Below are 17,913 nucleotides of genomic sequence, written 5' to 3'. Positions count from 1 at the left end.
TGCCCGTCCCGACCGTACTGATGGAGGTGAACCGCCGTGGCACTCTCGATTTCCGTGGTGGTGCTGCTGGCGATCGTCGTCTTCCTGCTGATCCGGAAATCCGGACTGAAGGGCGGACATGCGGTGGTCTGCGCACTGCTCGGCTTCTATCTCGCCAGCTCGTCGATCGCGCCGAGCATTTCGAACCTGACCTCGAACGTGGCCGGGATGATCGGCAGCCTCAAGTTCTGAGGCCCGGCTCGTCGGCGCAGGGAGCGCCGGCGGTGTTCGGTGCGTCCGGCTCGTAGGCTGGTCCCATGACGGACCATCCCGCCCGGCGCCTGCTCCTGGTGCACGCGCACCCCGACGACGAGTCGATCAACAACGGCGCCACCATGGCCAAGTACGTGGCCGAGGGTGCCCAGGTCACCCTGGTGACCTGCACACTGGGCGAGGAGGGCGAGGTCATCCCGCCCTCGCTCGCCCATCTCGCGTCCGACCGGGACGACGCCCTGGGCCCCTACCGCCAGGGCGAACTCGGCGCGGCGATGAAGGAGCTGGGCGTCACCGACCACCGGCTCCTCGGCGGCCCCGGCCGCTACCGGGATTCCGGGATGATGGGCGCCGAGCAGAACCGCCGCCAGGGCGCCTTCTGGGCCGCGGACGTGGACGAGGCCGCCGGACACCTGGTGGAGGTCATCCGCTCGGTGCGCCCGCAGGTCCTGGTCACCTACGACCCCGACGGGGGCTACGGCCACCCCGACCACATCCAGGCCCACCGCGTCGCGACGCGCGCGACGGAGCTCGCCGCCGACCCCGCGTACCGCCCCGGTGACGGCGACCCGCACACCATCGCCAAGATCTACTGGACCCGGGTGCCGCGCCGCGTCGCCGAGGAGGGCCTCGCCCGCCTCCGGGAGACGGCGCCGGACGCCTTCCCCGGCGTCGCCGCCCTCGACGACCTGCCGGGCGTGGTCGACGACTGCCGGATCGCCGCGGAGATCGACGGCACGGCCCACGCCGCCGCGAAGAGCGCCGCGATGCGCGCCCACGCCACCCAGATCTCCGTCGACGGCCCCTTCTTCACCCTCTCCAACGACCTCGGCCAGCCCGTCCTCACCACCGAGTACTACGAGTTGGTGCGCGGCCCCCACGGAGCGCCCCGGGGGACCCGGGAGGACGACCTGTTCGCGGGCCTGGCGGAGGCGGGACGATGAGCGACGGCGGCAGCAAGCAGCGCGCACCGCGCTCCCCGGCCCCGGTCCCCGCCACCGGCCTGGCCGCCCCGTTCAACCCCGCCCGGATCGGCGGTTACGCGGGCCTCGCCGTGCTCGGCGCACTCGTCGGGATCGCCGGGACGCTCGTCCAGGCCGCCTGGTTCCCCGGCGGGCTGCTGCTGGCCCTGCTGGCCGCGGCCGGGCTCTTCCACGGCGGCCGGCTCGTCCTCGGCACCCAGCTCGGGGCGCTGGCCCCCGCCGGAGGGTGGCTGATTTCGATCGTCGTTCTCCTGGGCGGACGACCGGAGGGCGACTATGTCTTCGGCGACGAACTGGGCCTCACCCTCTTCCTGCTGGGCGGGATGGCCGTCGCCGTGATCTGTGCCACCATGTCGCGGGTGCCCCTGCCGGGCACCGGAAGCGGTCGGTCCGGCAAGTAAAGTGCCTCGTCCGATCCCTTGAGCCGGGTCCGGCAGATCAGGGGCGGGCAGCCGTTTCCCCCGGTCGCGGGGTGACCGTCGGCTGCGGCCAGTATGGTGGTGCGCGCGCCGAGCCGTCCCCAGGCCTGCGGCATGGGGGAAGTACGGGCGGCGGATCCAATCGGGAGAACCTGCTTTGAGTCGTGAAACTGACAGTTCGTCCTCCGGGCCCCAGGGGCGCGGAGGCGCCGCGTACCCCTCGGGGACGCCGCCGTACGGATCACGCCAGTATCCGTCGTCGCACCCTTCGCAGGACGCCCCGGAGGGGAGCCCGGAGGCCGCGGACGCGTCCCGGGCCGACGAGCCCAGGACCGAGACGACGCTGACGACGCGCATCCGGATCAACATCCCCGGCTCGCGTCCCATCCCGCCCGTCGTCATGCGGACGCCGGTGGGGGAGACCGACGGCACCGACGCCGAGCGCACGGGCAGCGTCCCGCGCCCCGGCGCGGCCGCCGGGAAGGGCGCACCGGACGCCTCCGACGCGGCCCCGGCCGCCGAGTCCGCCCCGGTCGCGGAGCCCGCGGCCGAGAAGCCGGCCCAGAAGAGCGGCAGCGACTGGTTCGCCCCGCGCAAGCCCGTCGCGAACACCCCGGCGGGCGGCACCCCCGTGGTCGGCACCCCGGCCGGCGGCACTCCTGCCGCTGGTACGCCCGTCGTCGGCGGCGGCGAGGGCACCGGCGGGGCACCCGCCTCGCCCCGCCCCGACCTGCCGTACTTCTCGGACGGTCCGGCGCGCACGGGCGACCAGGGCGCGCCCCGGCCCGACGACTTCGGGCCCGGCACCTCCGGCGGCCCGCGCCCCACGCCGAACCTCGGGGTGCGCACGCCCGGCCCCGCCGGTCCCACCACGGGGCCGGTCACCGGGACTTCCGCGCTCACCCCGGACCTCGGCGGACCGGGAACCCCCGGATCCGGCCCGAAGGGGCCCGGTGCGCCGGGCGGCCCGGTGCCGCGGCTCTCCGACGACACCGCCGTGCTGACCCCGCAGTTCGCCGGTCCGGCACCCGCCGGGCCCGGTGGCAACGTCTCCGGTGACACCCTCACCAGCGGCATCCCCGTCGTACCGCCGGAGCGCCGGGCGGCGTCGCCGTTCCCGGCCGCGCCCGAGGGGGCACGCCCCGATCCGGCGCTGTCCGGCCTCGACGACCCGATGGGCACCGGCCCGGCGGGGCCCGGCGGACCGGCCGCCCCGTCGCCCGCCCCCCGGCCCGAACCGTCGTCCGCGCCCGCGAAGAAGAAGGGCCGCTCCAAGCTGGTCCTCCTCGGCGCCGCGGTGGTCGTTCTGGCCGGAGTCGCGTACGGCGCCGGACTGCTGATGAACCACTCCGACGTGCCCAAGGGCACCACCGTCCTCGGCGTCGACATCGGCGGCGGCACGAAGGACGAGGCCGTCACGAAGCTGGACGCCGCCCTCGGCAAGCGCGCCGTGGCCCCGCTCCAGCTCTCCGTGGACGGCCGCAAGACCCAGCTCGCCCCCGACAAGGCCGGGCTCGCGCTGGACAGCCAGGAGACCGTGCGCGCCGCCGCGGGCAGCGACTACAACCCGGTCTCCGTCATCGGCTCCCTCTTCGGCACCAAGCGCGCGGTCGACCCGGTGATCCCGGTCGACGAGGAGAAGCTGGGCGTCGCGCTGGCGGACCTGGCGGGCGTCTCCGGCTCCTCCAACGACGGCACGATCAAGTTCGAGCCGGGCAAGGCCGTCGCCGTACCCGGGAAGACCGGAAAGGCGCTGGACGTCAACCGGTCGATGAACTCGGTGCGGGACGCGTACCGGGCGCAGGTGCAGACCGGCCGGTCGAAGGTGGTCGAACTGCCGGTCGGCACCCATGAACCCACCATCGGCCAGGCCGAACTGGACCGGGCGATGAAGGAGTTCGCCGAGCCCGCGATGTCGGGCCTGGTCACCATCAAGGCGGGCGTCAAGCAGATCCAGTTCGGCCCCGCCAAGTCGCTGCCGCAGATCCTGTCCATGGCCCCGGCCGACGGCAAGCTGGTCGCGCGGTACGACACGAAGGCCATCGACACCCTCTGCGACGGCGTCTTCGACGGCATCATGATCACCGAAGGCGGCAAGAAGCGGCAGCTCGGCGCGGACGACGTGGCCCGTGCCATGCAGACCGCGCTGCTCGGCAAGACCCTCGCCGAACGCACCGTCGTGATCAGCCTCGACGGCACGAACGGCGGCGCCACCGGCTGACCGGAGCCCCGCGCAGCGCACCGCCCGCCGCCCCCGACCGGACCTCCGGCCGGGGGCGGCGTCGTGTGCCCGGTGTGACATCCGCTCGGGCGCGGCATGACATCTGTCATCCCGAAACCACGATGGACGGCTCTGCCGCCGGCACCCCGCTCCCCGTGACGATGGACCCATGACAACAACAGTCGGCGAGGCCACCGGGGCGAAGACCGCCGCGGTCCGCTTCGCGCAGGTCAGCAAGGCGTACGGAGAGGTGCGCGCCGTCGCCGGGCTCACCCTCGAACTGCATCCGGGCGAGACCGTGGCGCTCCTCGGCCCCAACGGCGCGGGCAAGTCCTCCACCCTCGAACTCCTGCTCGGCCTGCGTGGAGCCGACTCCGGCAGCGTCGAGGTCTTCGGCACGACCCCGCGGGAGGCCATCGCCGCGGGCCGGGTCGGCGCGATGCTCCAGAGCGGCGGGCTGATGGAGGACGTCACGGTCGGGGAGCTGGTCGGCCTCGCCTGCGCCCTGCACCCCCGGCCCTTCCCAGTGACGGAGGTGCTCTCCAGGGCGGGCGTCACACAGATCGCCGGCCGGATGGTCAACAAGCTCTCCGGCGGCCAGGAGCAGCGGGTCCGCTTCGCCCTGGCCACCGCGGGCGCCAACGACCTGATCGTCCTCGACGAGCCGACCACCGGCATGGACGTCACCGCCCGGCAGGCCTTCTGGGCCACCATGCGCGAGCAGGCCGACCAGGGGCGCACCGTCCTGTTCGCCACCCACTACCTCGAAGAGGCCGACGCGATCGCCGACCGGGTGCTCGTCCTCCACAAGGGGCGGCTGCTCGCCGACGGCACCGCCGCGGAGATCAAGGCGAGGGCCGGGGCCCGCCGGATCTCCTTCGAGCTGGAGGGCCCGGTGGACGAGGCGGCCCTGCGCGCCCTGCCGCACCTCTCCGCGCTCGACGTCAACGGCAGCCGGGTCCGCATCCAGTCGCACGACGCCGACGCCACCGTCCACGCCGTCTACGGGCTCGGCCTCTACCCGCGCGCGCTCGAAGTCGCCGGACTGGGCCTGGAGCAGGCCTTCGTCGCCATCACCGAGGCCGAGGAGGCCAGGACCGCGTGAACACGTTGATCAGGCTCGAAGTGGTCCGCACCCTGCGGAACAAGAAGTTCATGTTCTTCTCGGTCATCTACCCCTCGGTGATCTATCTGCTGATCTCCGGCACCCAGAACACCACCGACCGCATCCCGCACACCGATCTCACCTTCCAGGCCTTCTTCATGGTCTCGATGGCCTCCTTCGGCGCGCTGACCGCCGTCCTCATGGGCAACAGCGAACGCATCGCCAAGGAACGGGAGAAGGGCTGGGTCCGTCAGCTGCGGCTCACCGCGCTGCCCGGCCGGGGCTACGTCCTGGCGAAGATCGCCGGCGCGGCCATCGTCACCCTGCCCTGCATCGTGGTCGTCTTCCTGGTGGCCGCCGCCGTCAAGCACGTACGGGTGGAGGCCTGGCAGTGGTTCGCGCTGGGCGGCGTCATCTGGGCCGGATCGCTGGTCTTCGCCGCGCTCGGGGTCGCCATCGGCTACCTGGCCAGCGGGGACGCGGTCCGCCCGCTCACGATGATCATCTACTTCGGCCTCTCCATCCTCGGCGGCCTCTGGATGCCCACCGCCACCTTCCCGCAGTGGCTCCAGAACATCGCCGAGTGGCTGCCCACACACGCGTACGCTTCTCTCGGCCAGGCGATCGAGATGGGCGGTTCGCCGCACGCCAAGGACGTCGCGATCCTCTGTGCCTACTTCGTGGTCTTCGCGGGCGGCGCGGCCTGGCTCTACCGGAAGGACACCTTGAAGGCGTGAACGACGACGAGACGTCCGTGGGCATCGGGCGCCCGCCCGCGAACCCCAGGCAGCGGTGGATCAAGCTGCTCTGGGTCGGTATCTGGCTCGCCTTCATGAGCGCGCCCGTCAAGGATTTGACCGACGGCGGCCACACCCCCTGGGCGACGGCGTTCGGCACCCTCGGCCTGCTCACCTTCGTCGGGGCCTATCTGCTGCTGGTCCTGAGCCGCACGCCCATGGACGGGGACGACCGGTCCGCCCACGCGTGGATCGCCTTCCTGGGCGCCCTCGCCGTCCTGCTCACCCTGACGCTCGGCACCCCCTGGCTGGTCCTCTTCGTGTACGTGGCGGTCTCGGTCGGCGCCACCCTCCCGCTGCGGACGGCCGGCTGGCTGATCCCCGCCGTCACGGCGGCCCTGGTCGGTCTCGGCCTGACCGCCGACCACCCGCGCGAGATCATCACCGCGCTGGTCTTCCCGGCGCTGCTGGGCGGCTTCTCGATGACCGGCGTACGGCAGCTGATCCGTACGACGATCGAGCTGCGCGAGGCCCGCGCCACCGTCGCCCAGCTCGCCGCCAACGAGGAGCGGCTCAGGCTCGCCCGTGACCTGCACGACCTGCTCGGCCACTCGCTCTCCCTGATCACCCTCAAGAGCGAGCTGGCGGGCCGGATGCTGCCCGGCCACCCGGAACAGGCGGCGGCCCAGGTGGCGGACATCGAGAAGGTGAGCCGCCAGGCCCTGATCGACGTGCGGAGCGCGGTCACCGGCTACCGCCGCCCCACCCTCCCCGGCGAACTGGCGGGCGCCCGCACGGCGCTGGCCGCCGCGGGCATCACCGCCGACGTCCCGGCCGAGGCGCCCGACGGCATCCCCCAGGAGCCGGAGGAGGTGCTCGCCTGGGCGCTGCGGGAAGCCGTCACCAACGTCGTGCGCCACAGCGGGGCCCGGCGGTGCACGGTCGCCCTCACCCCGCGCCAGACGCTGGACGGCCGGGTCCTCGAACTGTCCGTCGCGGACGACGGGGTGGGCCCCTCGGGCACGAAGCCGGGCAACGGCCTCACCGGCATCGGCGAACGCCTCGCGGCGGTCGACGGCACCCTGATCACGACGGCGGGCGGCCCGGGGCCGGGCTCCGGCCAGGGCAAGGGCTACACCCTGACCCTGAGCGTTCCGCTCGGTTCCGCCCTAGGATCCACGAAATGAGCATGATCAGACTTCTTCTCGCCGAGGACCAGTCCATGGTGCGCGAGGCCCTCGCGGCCCTGCTCGGCCTGGAGCCCGACATCGAGGTGGTCGCCCAGGTCGCCCGGGGCGACGAGGTGCTGGCCGCCGCCCGGCAGCACGACATCGACGTGGCGCTCCTGGACATCGAGATGCCGGGCATGACGGGCATCGACGCGGCGGCGCTCCTGCGGCGCGAACTCCCGGCCGTGAAGCTCGTCGTCGTCACCACCTTCGGCCGCCCCGGCTATCTGCGCCGGGCCATGGAGTCGGGCGCCGACGCCTTCCTGGTGAAGGACGCCCCGGCCGCCGAACTGGCCGCCGCCGTACGCAAGGTGCTCGCCGGGGAGCGGGTCATCGACCCCACCCTCGCCGCGGCCGCCCTCGCCGACGGGGCGAGCCCCCTCACCGAGCGCGAACGCGACGTCCTGCGCGTGGCGGCGGACGGTTCCACCAACGCCGAGATCGCCACCGCGCTCCACCTGTCGCAGGGCACGGTCCGCAACTACCTCTCGACGGCCATCCAGAAGCTGGCCGCCCGCAACCGCGCGGAGGCCGTCCGCATCGCCCGCGAGAAGGGCTGGATGTAGGCCCCCGCCCCGCCGGGGTCCTCAGGCCCCCTGCCCCGCTCGCGGGCCCGCCCGTCAGTGCGTCAGGTACCGGCCGAACATGGACGGGCCGGCCGGGGCGCCGAGGGTCGCCGCGCCGAACGAGGCGGAGCCCTGCGCGACGACCCCGGTGGCGTCCGTACCGAAGGTCCACAGCGCCCCGTGCGCCCAGTTCTCCGCCGGGTCGCCGACCACCATCTCCGCCCGGCCCGCGCCGTCGAAGTCGCCCAGCGCCAGTGCCTCGCCGAACTGGTCGCCCGCCTCGGCGGTCCCCGGCACCCCGGCCGTGTACTGGCCGAACTCCTTGGACCCCGCACCGCTCACACCCCGCGGGCCGCCCTTGAGGACCAGGACCCGGCCGGCGTGGGCGATGCCGTTGATCCCCTCTCCGGGCAGACCGGTCGCGATGTCGGGGTAGCCGTCGCCGTCGGTGTCGCCCACCGCCAGGCTGTAGCCCATCCAGTCGTGGTACTCGGCGGTGCCGGAGACGCCCTCGGTGTCCTGGTTGATCCAGACGGGCCCGCGGGACGTGCCCTGCCCCTGCGGGCCGCCGTACGCGACGAAGAGCGCGCCGCCCTTCTTCACCGGGGCGTCCTCCTGCGCCCACTCGTCGGCGCGCCCGATCACGAGGTCCCCGTGGCCGTCCCGGTCCAGGTCGGCGATGGCCGCGGTGTCGCCGCCGACCGGGGCCCCGTCCGCGTCCAGGATCTCGACCGGGGCGGCGAACCCGCCGGGGCCGCCTTTCAGCAGGTACGAGTGCTGCTGCCACGGGTCGTACGGGCCGAAGCCGAGGATCACCAGGTCGTCCGCGCCGTCGCCGGTCATGTCGCCGAGGGCGATGGTGGAGGTGTCGAGCACGGCGGTGCCGTCGACGGAGAACGCGCTCACCCGGCTCCACGCCCCGGTACGGGCGAACGGCCCGTGCAGCACATGGCCGCCGCGCCGCATGTCGCCCACCGCGATGTCGGGGCGGCCGTCGCCGTCCACGTCGCCGACGTCCAGGTCACCGGTGCCGTCCACCTGGTCGCCGGGGACGGGCTTCAGCACGGTGGGGCTCGCCGAAAGACCGGACGGGCCGCCCCAGTTGACGGCCAGCACGGTGCCCTGGTCGCCGTCGAGGGTGGTCGCCCAGAGGCGGCCGACGAGATCCGCGTACCCGTCGCCGTCCAGGTCGGCGCTGCGCAGGCCCGTGCCGTAACGGGCGTCGCCGGCGTTCCCGATCCCGGATCGGTCCGGCCAGGTCAGCACCTGCTTGCGGGTGGCGGTGAGGCCGCCGGGGCCGCCGAACAGGACGCTCACCGCGCCCGCGCCCTCCGAGCCGCCGACGGTGGCCATGGGGGCGCCCACGGCCACGTCCGGGTACCCGTCGCCGTTGAAGTCGTCGTGCAGCCGCTTGGTGCTCGGCGTCCTCGTGGCGTTGGCGGCGGACCTCGCGGCGGCTGCGGCGGCCCTCGCGGGGGAGGCGGCGGACTTCGCGGGGGAGGTGCCGGAATTCTCCGGGGAGCCGGCGGAGGCGTGGGCGGCGGGGGCGGTCAGGGCTCCGGCGAGCAGGGCGACGCCGGTCGCCGTGGCCAACCTGCGGCGGAGGGGATGAGCGGACACGTCGATCAACTCCGGTGCTCGGTAAGCGGTCGGGGCAGTACGGAAGAGATTCCGTACTGCCCCGTTCGACCTCGCGGCCCGGTGGATGGTTGTGCGGGGCCGCCGACGGCGACGCCCGTGGGCTCAGCCCTTCGTGTAGCTGTCGAGGTGGGCGAAGACGACCACGTTGTCCTCGTAGTCCTTGACCGTCTTGTTGTAGGTGCCGCCGCAGGTGATCAGGCGCAGGTCGGAGAAGTCGCTGTCGGAGTAGACCAGTTCGTTCGGGAAGTCGGCCTTGCTGTACTGCCGTACGCCGTCGACCTTGAAGACCGCCACCGAGCCGTCGGCCCGGGTGATGTCGACCTCGGCGCCGGGCTGGATCGTCTGGAGCGGGAGGAACACGGCCGGGCCGGTCTTCGTGTCGACGTGCCCCGCCACGATCGCGGTGCCGCGCTCGCCCGGGCTCGTGCCGTCCTTGTACCAGCCGACCAGGTTCTTGTCGTCGGGCGGCGGCGCGTCCAGCTGACCGTTGGCACCGAGCGAGAGATCGGTGAACGGCGCGTCGATGCCGAGGGATTCGATCTCCAGCCGTTGCGGGTCCGAACGCGTCATCGACGGGCCGACGGGGGCCTGCGGCGACATGGCGGGTGCGGGGGCGGCGTGGTGACCGAGGATCTCGGGGGAGGGGGACGAGATGGCCACGGGCGGGGCCGTCCGGCTGCTGCTCACCGGGGTTCCGAAGGAGTTGTAGATCAGGACCATGCCGAGCGCGGCGGCCAGGACGGGCCACATCAGGGCCCGGCCCAGCGAGGATCGGGGTTTGGTCCGGGCGGGGGAGGAGTCGGTCGGCTGCGGGGCGGCCATGGGAGCGTGCCTTTCGGTTGTACGGCGAGGGGGAAACGCAGCCGCCGCGACCGCCGCCCCGAGGGGCGGCGGCCGCGACAACGAAACGACTGGCGGGAGAGGTGGCCCGGTCAGGCCATCGCACCGCCGGCCGACTGGCGGCGGCGCAGCTTGTACGCGCCGACACCGACACCGCCGAGCAGCAGCGCCGAGCCGGCGGCCATGCCGCCACCGGTCATCGCCATACCGCCGCCACCCGTGTGGACGCCGCCGTGCGGACGGCCGTGCTCGCCGCGGCCACCGTGCTCGCCGCGACCGCCACGGTCGCCGTGACCCCGGTCGCCGCCACGGTCGCCGCCGTAGCCACCCCGGTCGCCGCCACGGTCTCCACCGCGGTCCCCACCGTCGTCCGGGCCGTTCTCCCCGGCGACCGCGGCCGCCATGAAGCCGCCACCGGTGTGGATGCCGCCGTGCGGGCGGCCGTGCTCACCGCGGCCACCGCGGTCGCCGTGGTCGCCGCGACCGCCTCGGTCGCCGCCGCGGCCGCCACGGTCTCCACCGCGGTCGCCGCCACGGTCGCCGCCGTAGCCACCGCGGTCGTCGCCGCCGCGGTCGCCGCCCTCGTCGGGGCCGTTCTCCCCGGCGACGACGCGGGCCATGAAGCCCCCGCCGGTGTGGATGCCGCCGTGCGGGCGGCCGTGGTCGCCACGACCACCGCGGTCGCCGTGGTCACCGCGACCACCACGGTCGCCGTGACCGCGGTCGCCGCCACGGTCTCCACCGCGGTCGCCGCCGCGGTCTCCACCGCGGTCGCCGCCGCGGTCTCCACCGCGGTCGCCGCCGCGGTCGCCGCCGCGGTCGCCGCCGCGGTCCCCGTGGTCGTCGCCCCGCGAGGACGAGTAGCCGTTGTCGTGGCCCGAGTCGCCGGACGTCGCCATGGCGTAGGCGGCCGGGCCGGTGATGGCGAGAACCGCTGTGACAGCGGCCGAAGCGAACAGTGTGCGGGCAGAGCGCATCTGAACACATTCCTTCCGTTGCAACTGCGTAGAGTGACGGGCTGTCGACTCAATGTGGCGCAGTGGCGACGTGATCCACCGTCAGTCGGAATGCGGGTGCGCGCCATCGGAGAGAGCCGCCAGGGAGCCGTCGCGTGGGCTCTTCGGGTGGCGTGGGGCCGATAATCACCCGTTGGACTGTATGGCGGCGGCGCGCGAGGTTTGGGCGGCGGACCGCCACCCGTTTGCCGCGCCCGCGCCACCGCCCGACACGCCCGGTCCGCCTCGCGACACCTTCTCAGGGCTCCTGAACTCATGTGTGTGGGACGGGAATTGACAAGTGATCCGTGGAGGGCGCCCCGCCCGTACCGTGTCCCCGCTCCGTCCTCGGACGGTGCCCGATCCGCCTCCGCAGCGTCACCGAACGGCCTCCCGGACTCCCGTGAGAGGCCGACGCGCCGCAGCCCCGCCTCCTTGATTCGGACGCCCGAGGTGTGCGGAGCGTCGCGGGCGGAGCAACGAATCCGGAGCGGTGGCGGCGGAACGGCGACGGCGGCGGGCCACCCGGACAAAAGCGGTTGTCCGGTGCCCCGCCCCCTGCTGTACTCGTCGCCGACATCGGCCGACCAAAGGAGCGGGTCATGCGAGGAACTCCCATGTTCATTCAGGCGGGAATCACCACTGATCTCGAGGACATGGAGTTTCGTGCACACGCTGAACCTTGGAATTCTGGCGCATGTCGACGCGGGTAAGACGAGCCTGACGGAGCGGTTGCTCCACACCGCCGGAGTCATCGACGAGCTCGGCAGCGTCGACGACGGCAGCACCCGGACCGATTCCCTGGCGCTCGAACGGCAACGCGGCATCACCATCAAATCCGCCGTCGTCTCGTTCGCCGTCGACGACACCACGGTCAATCTGATCGACACCCCCGGTCACCCCGACTTCATCGCCGAGGTCGAACGCGTACTGAACGTGCTCGACGGCGCCGTGCTGGTCGTCTCCGCGGTGGAGGGCGTGCAGGCACAGACCCGCGTACTGATGCGGACACTGCGGCGCCTGCGCATCCCGACGCTGATCTTCGTGAACAAGGTCGACCGGGGCGGCGCGCACGACACGGCCGTACTGCGGGGCATCGCCGGGAAGCTCACCCCGGCCGTCCTCGCCATGGGCCGTGTCGTGGACCCCGGCGCCCCCGGCGCCCGCTGTGTGCCGTACACCGGCGCCGACACCGGCTTCACGGACCGGCTCGCCGAACTGCTCGCCGACCACGACGACACACTGCTGGCCGCGTACGTCGAGGACGCCGCGTCGCTCCCGTACGACCGGCTGCGCGAGGAGCTGGCCGCGCAGACCGGGCGGGCCCTGGTCCATCCGGTGTACTTCGGCTCGGCGATCACCGGCGCCGGGGTGGACGCCCTGGTCGCCGGGGTCAGGGAGCTGCTGCCCGCGAGCCGGGGCGACGCCGCCGGGCCGGTCTCGGGCACGGTCTTCAAGGTCGAACGCGGACCGGGCGGCGAGAGGACGGCGTACGTACGGATGTTCTCCGGCACCGTCCGGCTCCGTGACCGGCTGGCCTTCGGCCGGGACACCCCGCGCGCCGAGGGCAAGGTGACCGGGATCAGCGTCTTCGACCAGGGCCTGGCCGTGCGCGGGGCGGAGGTCGGCGCGGGCCGGATCGCGAAGCTCCAGGGGCTCACCGGCATCCGGATCGGCGACCCGGTCGGCGTACCGGACACGGACACGGACGCGGACACGGGCGCAGGTACGGGTACGGCGGGCCCGGACCGCTGGTTCGCGCCGCCCACGCTGGAGTCCGTGGTGGTGCCCTGTCCTCCGGCCGGCCGGGGCGAGCTGCTCGCCGCGATCGCGCGGCTCGCCGAGCAGGACCCGCTGATCGACCTGCGGCAGGACGACATCCGTGAAGAGGTGTCCGTCTCGCTCTACGGGGAGGTGCAGAAGGAAGTCGTCCGGGCGACGCTGGCCGACGAATTCGGAATCGGCGTCACCTTCCGCGAGACCACCACCATTTGTCTGGAACGGCCCGACGGCAGCGGTGCGGCGCTCGAGGTCATCGCGCAGGGCGGCAATCCCTTTCTCGCGACCGTCGGCCTCAGGGTCGATCCCGCACCGGCCGGCAGCGGAATCTCCTTCCGGCTGGAGGTGGAACTCGGCTCGATGCCCTTCTCCCTGATGCGGGCGGTGGAGGAGACCGTGGAGGAGACCCTCGGGCAGGGAATCCACGGCTGGCAGGTCACCGACTGCGTCGTCACGATGACGCGTTCCGGTTACTGGCCCCGCCAGAGCCATTCCCACGCGGCCTTCGACAAGAGCATGTCGAGCACCGCGGGCGACTTCCGCGATCTGACCCCGCTGGTGCTGATGGACGCGCTGAAACGGGCCGGCACCACGGTCCACGAGCCGGTCCACCGGTTCCGGCTGGAACTCCCCGCGGACCTGCTCGGCCCGGTCCTGCCCGTACTCGCCCGGCTGCGGGCCGTCCCCGGCACCCCCGCCCCGCACGGTGCCCTCTGCGTGGTGGAGGGGGAGATCCCGGCGGCCGAGGTCCACGGACTCCAGCAGCGGCTCCCGTCCCTGACCCGCGGCGAGGGGGTGCTCGAATCCGGCTTCGCCCACTACCGGCCCGTCGCCGGAACACCCCCGCACCGGCCGCGCACGGACCGCGACCCGCTCCACCGCAAGGAGTACCTGCTGCGTACGGTGCGCGGGGTCTCGGCCGGTGCGCAGCCGCGTTGAGCAGGGAAGACACCCTTTAGGATCGGGTCGGGACGCGCCACGGAGGCGGCCCGACCCGATCGAGGGGGAGTGAGCGGACGATGGCCATGGTCGGCCTGTTCTGGATCGCCGAGGGCGATGTGTACCTGGGCGCGAAGCCGTCCGGCATGGCCCCCGGGGTGCGGCTGACGCCCGAGGGCGTGATGGGCCTGGGCGACGGGCAGTCCCGCCTCCACCTCTGGGAGGACGTACACGCCCTGACGATGGCCGACGTCCCGCTGAAGTCCCTGCTCCGGCGGGCCGGGATCGTCGGGGGAGTGGCCGTGGAGACGGTGATGAACCTGGTTCTGCCCGAGCGCCCGCTCCGGTCGGGCGAGGCCCCGCCCATGATGACCCTGCGGGTGGAGTCCGGCGGGTCCGGGGACACGCTCCGGGCCTACGCCGCCGCGGCGGCCGGCTACTCCGAGACGGAGGTGGGCCTCTCCGGAGCCGTCCTGTCCCGGCTCACCGACGGCGCCGCGACGATGGCCACGACACTGGCGGCCATGGCGGACTGGGGCCGCACCGAGGGCGGCGCGCCCCGGGGCGCCGAGCGGGAGCGGCTGCTGCGCCGATGGGCGGACCAGGAAGCCTGACCCGGGACCGGGCCCGTCAGTTGAGCAGGGAGCGCGCGGCCCGCGCCCGGTGGCGGATCGCCTCGGCCGCCGCGGGCTCGACCCCGTCGACCACGTCGGCGTACTCCTCCATCTCCGCCGCACCGCGCAGGAACTCCCCGCTCTGCACGAGCAGCTGGGCCCGCTCGTAGCGGAGCCGGGCGGGGTGCGAGGGAAGCAGCAGCGACAGGTCCACCGCCCACAGCGCCACGTCCGTGCGCTCCGGGCGGGCCGATGCCCAGGCCCGGATGTTGTTCAGGACGCGCTGCACGATGTCCAGGGTCCGCGCGGGCTCCAGCATCGAGGCGTCGAGCGGCCGGCCGGTCGCCCCCGCCGCCAGCAGCTCCGCGTCCTGGCCGGTCATCGGCCGCCCGCCGTCGAAGGGGTCGGCCAGCACCCGCTCGGCCGGATCGCCGAAGCCGACGACGAAATGACCGGGCAGCGCCACCCCGTACACCGGGGCGCCCGCCCGCCGCGCGACCTCGATCCACACCACGGACAGCAGGATGGGCAGCCCGCGACGCCTGCGCAGCACCGCGTGCAGCAACGACGAATCCAGCCGTCGGTAGTCCGCCGACGACCCCGCGAAACCGCACCGCTCACCGAGCAGTTCGGCCAGCGCCGACGCCCAGGCCCGGCCGCCCCGGATCCCGTACGGCAGCCTCCCCGCCAGCTCGTCCAGCTCGATCTGCGCCGCGTCGATCCCGTGCGCGTCCAGCCCGGGATCGGCTACCGCGCCCAGCAGCAGGCAGAGCAGCGCGAGGTCCGGGCGTTCGGCCCGCGCCTCCTCGGCGAACCGCCGGCGCCACTCCTCCGGGTCCGGGCGGCCCGGCCGCCCCGCGGATTCAGCACTCATCGCACCCGCCCTCCCCGCGCGCACCCGAGGTACGCGGGCCCGCCCGCCCCGCTCACGCCGACCGGAAGTGGTGGTAGAGGTGGTGGACCGCGAAGCCCATGCCGTCGTAGAGCGCCCGCGCCTCCGGGTTGTCCTGCTCCACCTGGAGCCACGCCGCCGACGCGCCCTCCTCCAGGGCCTGCCGGGCGAGCGCGGTCATCACGGCGGTGGCCAGCCCCCGGCGCCGCTGCGCCGGATCGACCTCGACGGCCATGAAGCCGGCCCATCGCCCGTCCACCACGCACCGCCCGATCGCGGCGGGCGGCGTGTCCGCGTCGTCACCGGGCACCGAGGCGAACCACACCGAGGGGCCGCCGCCCAGCACCGCGAGGACGTGCGGGCCCGGCGTCTCGAAGCGCTGGTAACGGGCGAGCCAGCCCTCGTCGGGCTCCCGGCCGAGCCGCACCCGGGACACGTCCGCGTCCAGGTCGCCGACCGGGGCCAGCCCGGCGACCCGGACCTCCGTCGTCACCTCGCGGCGCCAGCCGCGCTCCGTCAGCTCCGCGGCGAGCACCTCCTGGGTGCCCTCGGCGCCGGTCGCGACCTGGAGGTACGCGGGCAGCCCGCGGCGCTCGTACCACTCGCGGACGTACCCGAGGGCGTCGTCGAGCGGGCGGCCCGGATCGCCGAGCGGCAGTACGGAGTTGGCCCGCCGGGTGAAGCCCCGCGCGGCGCGCAGCCGCCAGTCGCCCAGCGGCTCGCTCTCCACCGGCGGCCAGGCCCGGGCGCAGACCTCGGCGAGCTCCCCGAAGGAGGCCGCCGGACCCCGCCGCCGGGCCGGGGCCGCGGGTACCACCTTGCCCGCCACCAGAACCGCCTCGGCGATGCGGACCGGATCACCATTCCTCGGTGTGATCGAGAGCACACCGTTGTCCCACGATGTGAGAACGCCGACCGTGTCCGCGAAGACCGACCCTTGCGGGCCGCTCTCGCACATACGCCGGACTGATACACGTTTGCCCACGTCAGCAGGTGTGATTCGGACTTTGAGCTGTCCGCCGATGGTGAATTCCACAGCTCTGTACGCCCCTCCTGTTCGGTTCGTGCCCCGGAACGGAGATACTAGGGGCGGGCATCGACGACGCCGCGCTCCCGCGCGAGAGCCAACGCCCTACCGAGGAGGAACGACAGCGTGACCTACGTCATCGCGCAGCCTTGTGTCGACGTCAAGGACAAGGCCTGCATCGAAGAGTGCCCCGTCGACTGCATCTACGAGGGCCAGCGGTCCTTGTACATCCACCCGGACGAGTGTGTCGACTGCGGAGCCTGCGAGCCGGTGTGCCCGGTCGAGGCGATCTTCTACGAGGACGACACCCCGGAGGAGTGGAAGGACTACTACAAGGCGAACGTCGAGTTCTTCGACGACCTCGGGTCGCCCGGTGGTGCCTCCAAGCTGGGCCTGATCGAGCGCGATCACCCGTTCATCGCCGCGCTCCCGCCGCAGAACCAGTAGTCGGCGGCCGACAGGTGCGCCGCCCCGGTCCCGTACGGCTCGTCACCGTGCGGGACCGAGGTGTTTCCAGACCCGTACGAGAAAGCAGAGATCCGTGTCCGCAGTCTCCTCCCGTCTTCCGGTCTTCCCCTGGGACAAGCTCACGCCCTACAAGTCGACGGCCGCCGCCCATCCGGACGGCATCGTGGACCTGTCGGTGGGCACGCCCGTCGACCCGGTGCCCGAGCTGATCCGGCAGGCGCTGGTCGCCGCGGCGGACAGCCCCGGCTATCCGACGGTGTGGGGGACCGCCGAGCTGCGTGACGCGATCACCGGCTGGCTGGAGCGGCGGCTCGGCGCGCGCGGGGTCGGTCACGAGAACGTCCTGCCGGTCGTCGGCTCCAAGGAGCTGGTGGCCTGGCTGCCGACCCAGCTCGGCCTCGGCGCGGGCGACAAGGTGGCGTACCCCCGGCTCGCCTACCCGACGTACGAGGTGGGCGCCCGGCTCTGCGGAGCCGAGCCCGTCGTCTACGACGACCCGACGGAACTGGACCCGGCCGGGCTGAAGCTGCTCTGGCTCAACTCGCCGTCGAACCCGACCGGCCGTGTCCTGTCCAAGGAGGAGCTGACCCGGACCGTCGCCTGGGCCCGGGAGCACGGGGTGCTGGTCTTCAGCGACGAGTGCTACCTGGAGCTCGGCTGGGAGGCCGAGCCGGTCTCCGTGCTCCACCCGGACGTCTGCGGCGGCACGTACGAGGGCATCGTCGCCGTCCACTCGCTGTCCAAGCGCTCCAACCTCGCCGGATACCGCGCGGCCTTCGTCGCCGGCGACGCGGCGGTCCTGGGCGAGCTGCTGCTGATCCGCAAGCACGGCGGCATGATGACCCCCGCCCCGGTCCAGGCGGCGGCGGCCGCGGCGCTCGGCGACGACGCGCACGTGGCCGAGCAGCGGGCCCGGTACGCAGAGCGGCGCACCGCCCTGCGCGCCGCGCTGGAGGCGCACGGCTTCCGCATCGAGCACAGCGAGGCCAGCCTCTACCTGTGGGCGACCCGGGACGAGCCGTGCTGGCAGACCGTGGCGTACCTCGCGGAGCTCGGCATCCTGGTCGCGCCGGGCGACTTCTACGGCCCGGCCGGCGACCGTTTCGTACGGGTGGCGTTCACGGCCACGGACGAGCGGGTGGCGGCGGCCGTCAAGCGGCTGGCCTGATTCCCGCACACGTGAGGGGCCCCGGGAGTGCGCACTCC

18 protein-coding genes are annotated in these 17,913 nt (G+C 73.5%); 13 read left to right on the top strand and 5 right to left on the bottom strand.

Annotated features, from left to right (window positions below; translation table 11 throughout):
* The first annotated feature begins 36 nt into the window (after positions 1-36).
* From ACFCV8_RS19265 to ACFCV8_RS19230, 8 genes are all read left to right on the top strand, one after another.
* The gene (locus ACFCV8_RS19265; protein ID WP_352273294.1) at positions 37-231 is read left to right on the top strand and encodes a hypothetical protein; all 195 of its coding nucleotides are present in this window, start codon (positions 37-39) and stop codon (positions 229-231) included.
* A gap of 65 nt (positions 232-296) precedes the next feature.
* Positions 297-1,196 (top strand): N-acetyl-1-D-myo-inositol-2-amino-2-deoxy-alpha-D-glucopyranoside deacetylase, encoded by a 900-nt coding sequence (mshB, locus tag ACFCV8_RS19260; protein WP_376686568.1) that lies wholly within the window; start codon positions 297-299, stop codon positions 1,194-1,196.
* Positions 1,193-1,636 carry a DUF6113 family protein gene (locus ACFCV8_RS19255; protein ID WP_376686567.1) on the top strand — a complete coding sequence of 148 codons (444 nt, stop codon included), beginning with the start codon at positions 1,193-1,195 and terminating at the stop codon, positions 1,634-1,636. The genes mshB and ACFCV8_RS19255 overlap by 4 nt, the downstream gene beginning before the upstream one ends.
* 175 nt (positions 1,637-1,811) lie before the next feature.
* Complete coding sequence (locus tag ACFCV8_RS19250) at positions 1,812-3,875, top strand: peptidoglycan binding domain-containing protein (RefSeq protein ID WP_376686566.1); 2,064 nt, start codon at positions 1,812-1,814, stop codon at positions 3,873-3,875.
* 169 nt (positions 3,876-4,044) lie between these two features.
* Positions 4,045-4,980 carry an ABC transporter ATP-binding protein gene (locus ACFCV8_RS19245; RefSeq protein ID WP_376686565.1) on the top strand — a complete coding sequence of 312 codons (936 nt, stop codon included), beginning with the start codon at positions 4,045-4,047 and terminating at the stop codon, positions 4,978-4,980.
* Positions 4,977-5,717, top strand: coding sequence for an ABC transporter permease (locus ACFCV8_RS19240; RefSeq protein WP_376686564.1), 741 nt, complete (start codon positions 4,977-4,979; stop codon positions 5,715-5,717). The genes ACFCV8_RS19245 and ACFCV8_RS19240 overlap by 4 nt, the downstream gene beginning before the upstream one ends.
* On the top strand, positions 5,714-6,904 hold the full coding sequence (locus tag ACFCV8_RS19235) for a sensor histidine kinase (RefSeq protein ID WP_376686563.1): 1,191 nt from the start codon (positions 5,714-5,716) through the stop codon (positions 6,902-6,904). The genes ACFCV8_RS19240 and ACFCV8_RS19235 overlap by 4 nt, the downstream gene beginning before the upstream one ends.
* On the top strand, positions 6,901-7,512 hold the full coding sequence (locus tag ACFCV8_RS19230; RefSeq protein WP_376686562.1) for a DNA-binding response regulator: 612 nt from the start codon (positions 6,901-6,903) through the stop codon (positions 7,510-7,512). Before ACFCV8_RS19235 ends, ACFCV8_RS19230 begins: the two co-directional genes overlap by 4 nt.
* 54 nt (positions 7,513-7,566) lie before the next feature.
* On the opposite strand, the gene ACFCV8_RS19225 is transcribed toward ACFCV8_RS19230, so the two are convergent.
* The 3 genes from ACFCV8_RS19225 to ACFCV8_RS19215 all read right to left on the bottom strand — a co-directional run bounded on the left by ACFCV8_RS19225 (position 7,567) and on the right by ACFCV8_RS19215 (position 10,199).
* Positions 7,567-9,132: an FG-GAP-like repeat-containing protein gene (locus ACFCV8_RS19225; protein WP_376686561.1), complete on the bottom strand. Its 1,566-nt coding sequence runs from the start codon at positions 9,130-9,132 to the stop codon at positions 7,567-7,569.
* Between the two features lie 123 nt (positions 9,133-9,255).
* Positions 9,256-9,975, bottom strand: coding sequence for a class F sortase (locus tag ACFCV8_RS19220; RefSeq protein ID WP_376686560.1), 720 nt, complete (start codon positions 9,973-9,975; stop codon positions 9,256-9,258).
* 110 nt (positions 9,976-10,085) lie between these two features.
* Positions 10,086-10,199 (bottom strand): MYXO-CTERM sorting domain-containing protein, encoded by a 114-nt coding sequence (locus ACFCV8_RS19215; RefSeq protein WP_376686559.1) that lies wholly within the window; start codon positions 10,197-10,199, stop codon positions 10,086-10,088.
* A gap of 15 nt (positions 10,200-10,214) precedes the next feature.
* On the opposite strand from ACFCV8_RS19215, the gene ACFCV8_RS19210 reads away from it, so the two are divergent.
* From ACFCV8_RS19210 to ACFCV8_RS19200, 3 genes are all read left to right on the top strand, one after another.
* Positions 10,215-11,135 (top strand): hypothetical protein, encoded by a 921-nt coding sequence (locus ACFCV8_RS19210; RefSeq protein WP_376686558.1) that lies wholly within the window; start codon positions 10,215-10,217, stop codon positions 11,133-11,135.
* A gap of 519 nt (positions 11,136-11,654) precedes the next feature.
* Positions 11,655-13,706, top strand: coding sequence for a GTP-binding protein (locus tag ACFCV8_RS19205; RefSeq protein WP_376686557.1), 2,052 nt, complete (start codon positions 11,655-11,657; stop codon positions 13,704-13,706).
* An 80-nt stretch (positions 13,707-13,786) separates the two neighbouring features.
* On the top strand, positions 13,787-14,320 hold the full coding sequence (locus tag ACFCV8_RS19200) for a hypothetical protein (protein ID WP_376686556.1): 534 nt from the start codon (positions 13,787-13,789) through the stop codon (positions 14,318-14,320).
* A gap of 16 nt (positions 14,321-14,336) precedes the next feature.
* Here ACFCV8_RS19200 and ACFCV8_RS19195 read toward each other — a convergent pair whose 3' ends face one another.
* Both ACFCV8_RS19195 and ACFCV8_RS19190 read right to left on the bottom strand, forming a co-directional pair.
* A complete protein-coding gene (locus ACFCV8_RS19195) occupies positions 14,337-15,194 on the bottom strand; it encodes a transglutaminase-like domain-containing protein (protein WP_376686555.1) in 858 nt (285 codons plus the stop codon).
* 52 nt (positions 15,195-15,246) lie between these two features.
* Positions 15,247-16,248 (bottom strand): GNAT family N-acetyltransferase, encoded by a 1,002-nt coding sequence (locus ACFCV8_RS19190; RefSeq protein WP_376686554.1) that lies wholly within the window; start codon positions 16,246-16,248, stop codon positions 15,247-15,249.
* 117 nt (positions 16,249-16,365) lie between these two features.
* Here ACFCV8_RS19190 and fdxA point away from each other — a divergent pair, with 117 nt between their 5' ends.
* Entirely contained in the window at positions 16,366-16,686 is a 321-nt protein-coding gene (fdxA, locus tag ACFCV8_RS19185) for a ferredoxin (protein ID WP_037688837.1), read from the top strand.
* 94 nt (positions 16,687-16,780) lie between these two features.
* The gene (locus ACFCV8_RS19180; RefSeq protein WP_376686553.1) at positions 16,781-17,875 is read left to right on the top strand and encodes a bifunctional succinyldiaminopimelate transaminase/glutamate-prephenate aminotransferase; all 1,095 of its coding nucleotides are present in this window, start codon (positions 16,781-16,783) and stop codon (positions 17,873-17,875) included.
* The last annotated feature ends 38 nt before the right edge of the window (positions 17,876-17,913 follow it).

Origin of the sequence: Streptomyces sp. NPDC056347, from assembly GCF_042262625.1 — a bacterium.
Classification (GTDB): domain Bacteria; phylum Actinomycetota; class Actinomycetes; order Streptomycetales; family Streptomycetaceae; genus Streptomyces.
Note: the sequence above shows the minus strand (reverse complement) of the source record. Positions and strands in the feature narration are given on the sequence as shown.

Coding starts and splice junctions, on each gene's coding strand:
- ACFCV8_RS19195 (WP_376686555.1), bottom strand. CDS start 15,194: ATGAGTGCTGAATCCGCGGGGCGGCCGGGCCGCCCGGACCCGGAGGAG.
- ACFCV8_RS19255 (WP_376686567.1), top strand. CDS start 1,193: ATGAGCGACGGCGGCAGCAAGCAGCGCGCACCGCGCTCCCCGGCCCCG.
- ACFCV8_RS19220 (WP_376686560.1), bottom strand. CDS start 9,975: ATGGCCGCCCCGCAGCCGACCGACTCCTCCCCCGCCCGGACCAAACCC.
- ACFCV8_RS19230 (WP_376686562.1), top strand. CDS start 6,901: ATGAGCATGATCAGACTTCTTCTCGCCGAGGACCAGTCCATGGTGCGC.
- ACFCV8_RS19215 (WP_376686559.1), bottom strand. CDS start 10,199: ATGGCGATGACCGGTGGCGGCATGGCCGCCGGCTCGGCGCTGCTGCTC.
- mshB (WP_376686568.1), top strand. CDS start 297: ATGACGGACCATCCCGCCCGGCGCCTGCTCCTGGTGCACGCGCACCCC.
- ACFCV8_RS19200 (WP_376686556.1), top strand. CDS start 13,787: ATGGCCATGGTCGGCCTGTTCTGGATCGCCGAGGGCGATGTGTACCTG.
- ACFCV8_RS19245 (WP_376686565.1), top strand. CDS start 4,045: ATGACAACAACAGTCGGCGAGGCCACCGGGGCGAAGACCGCCGCGGTC.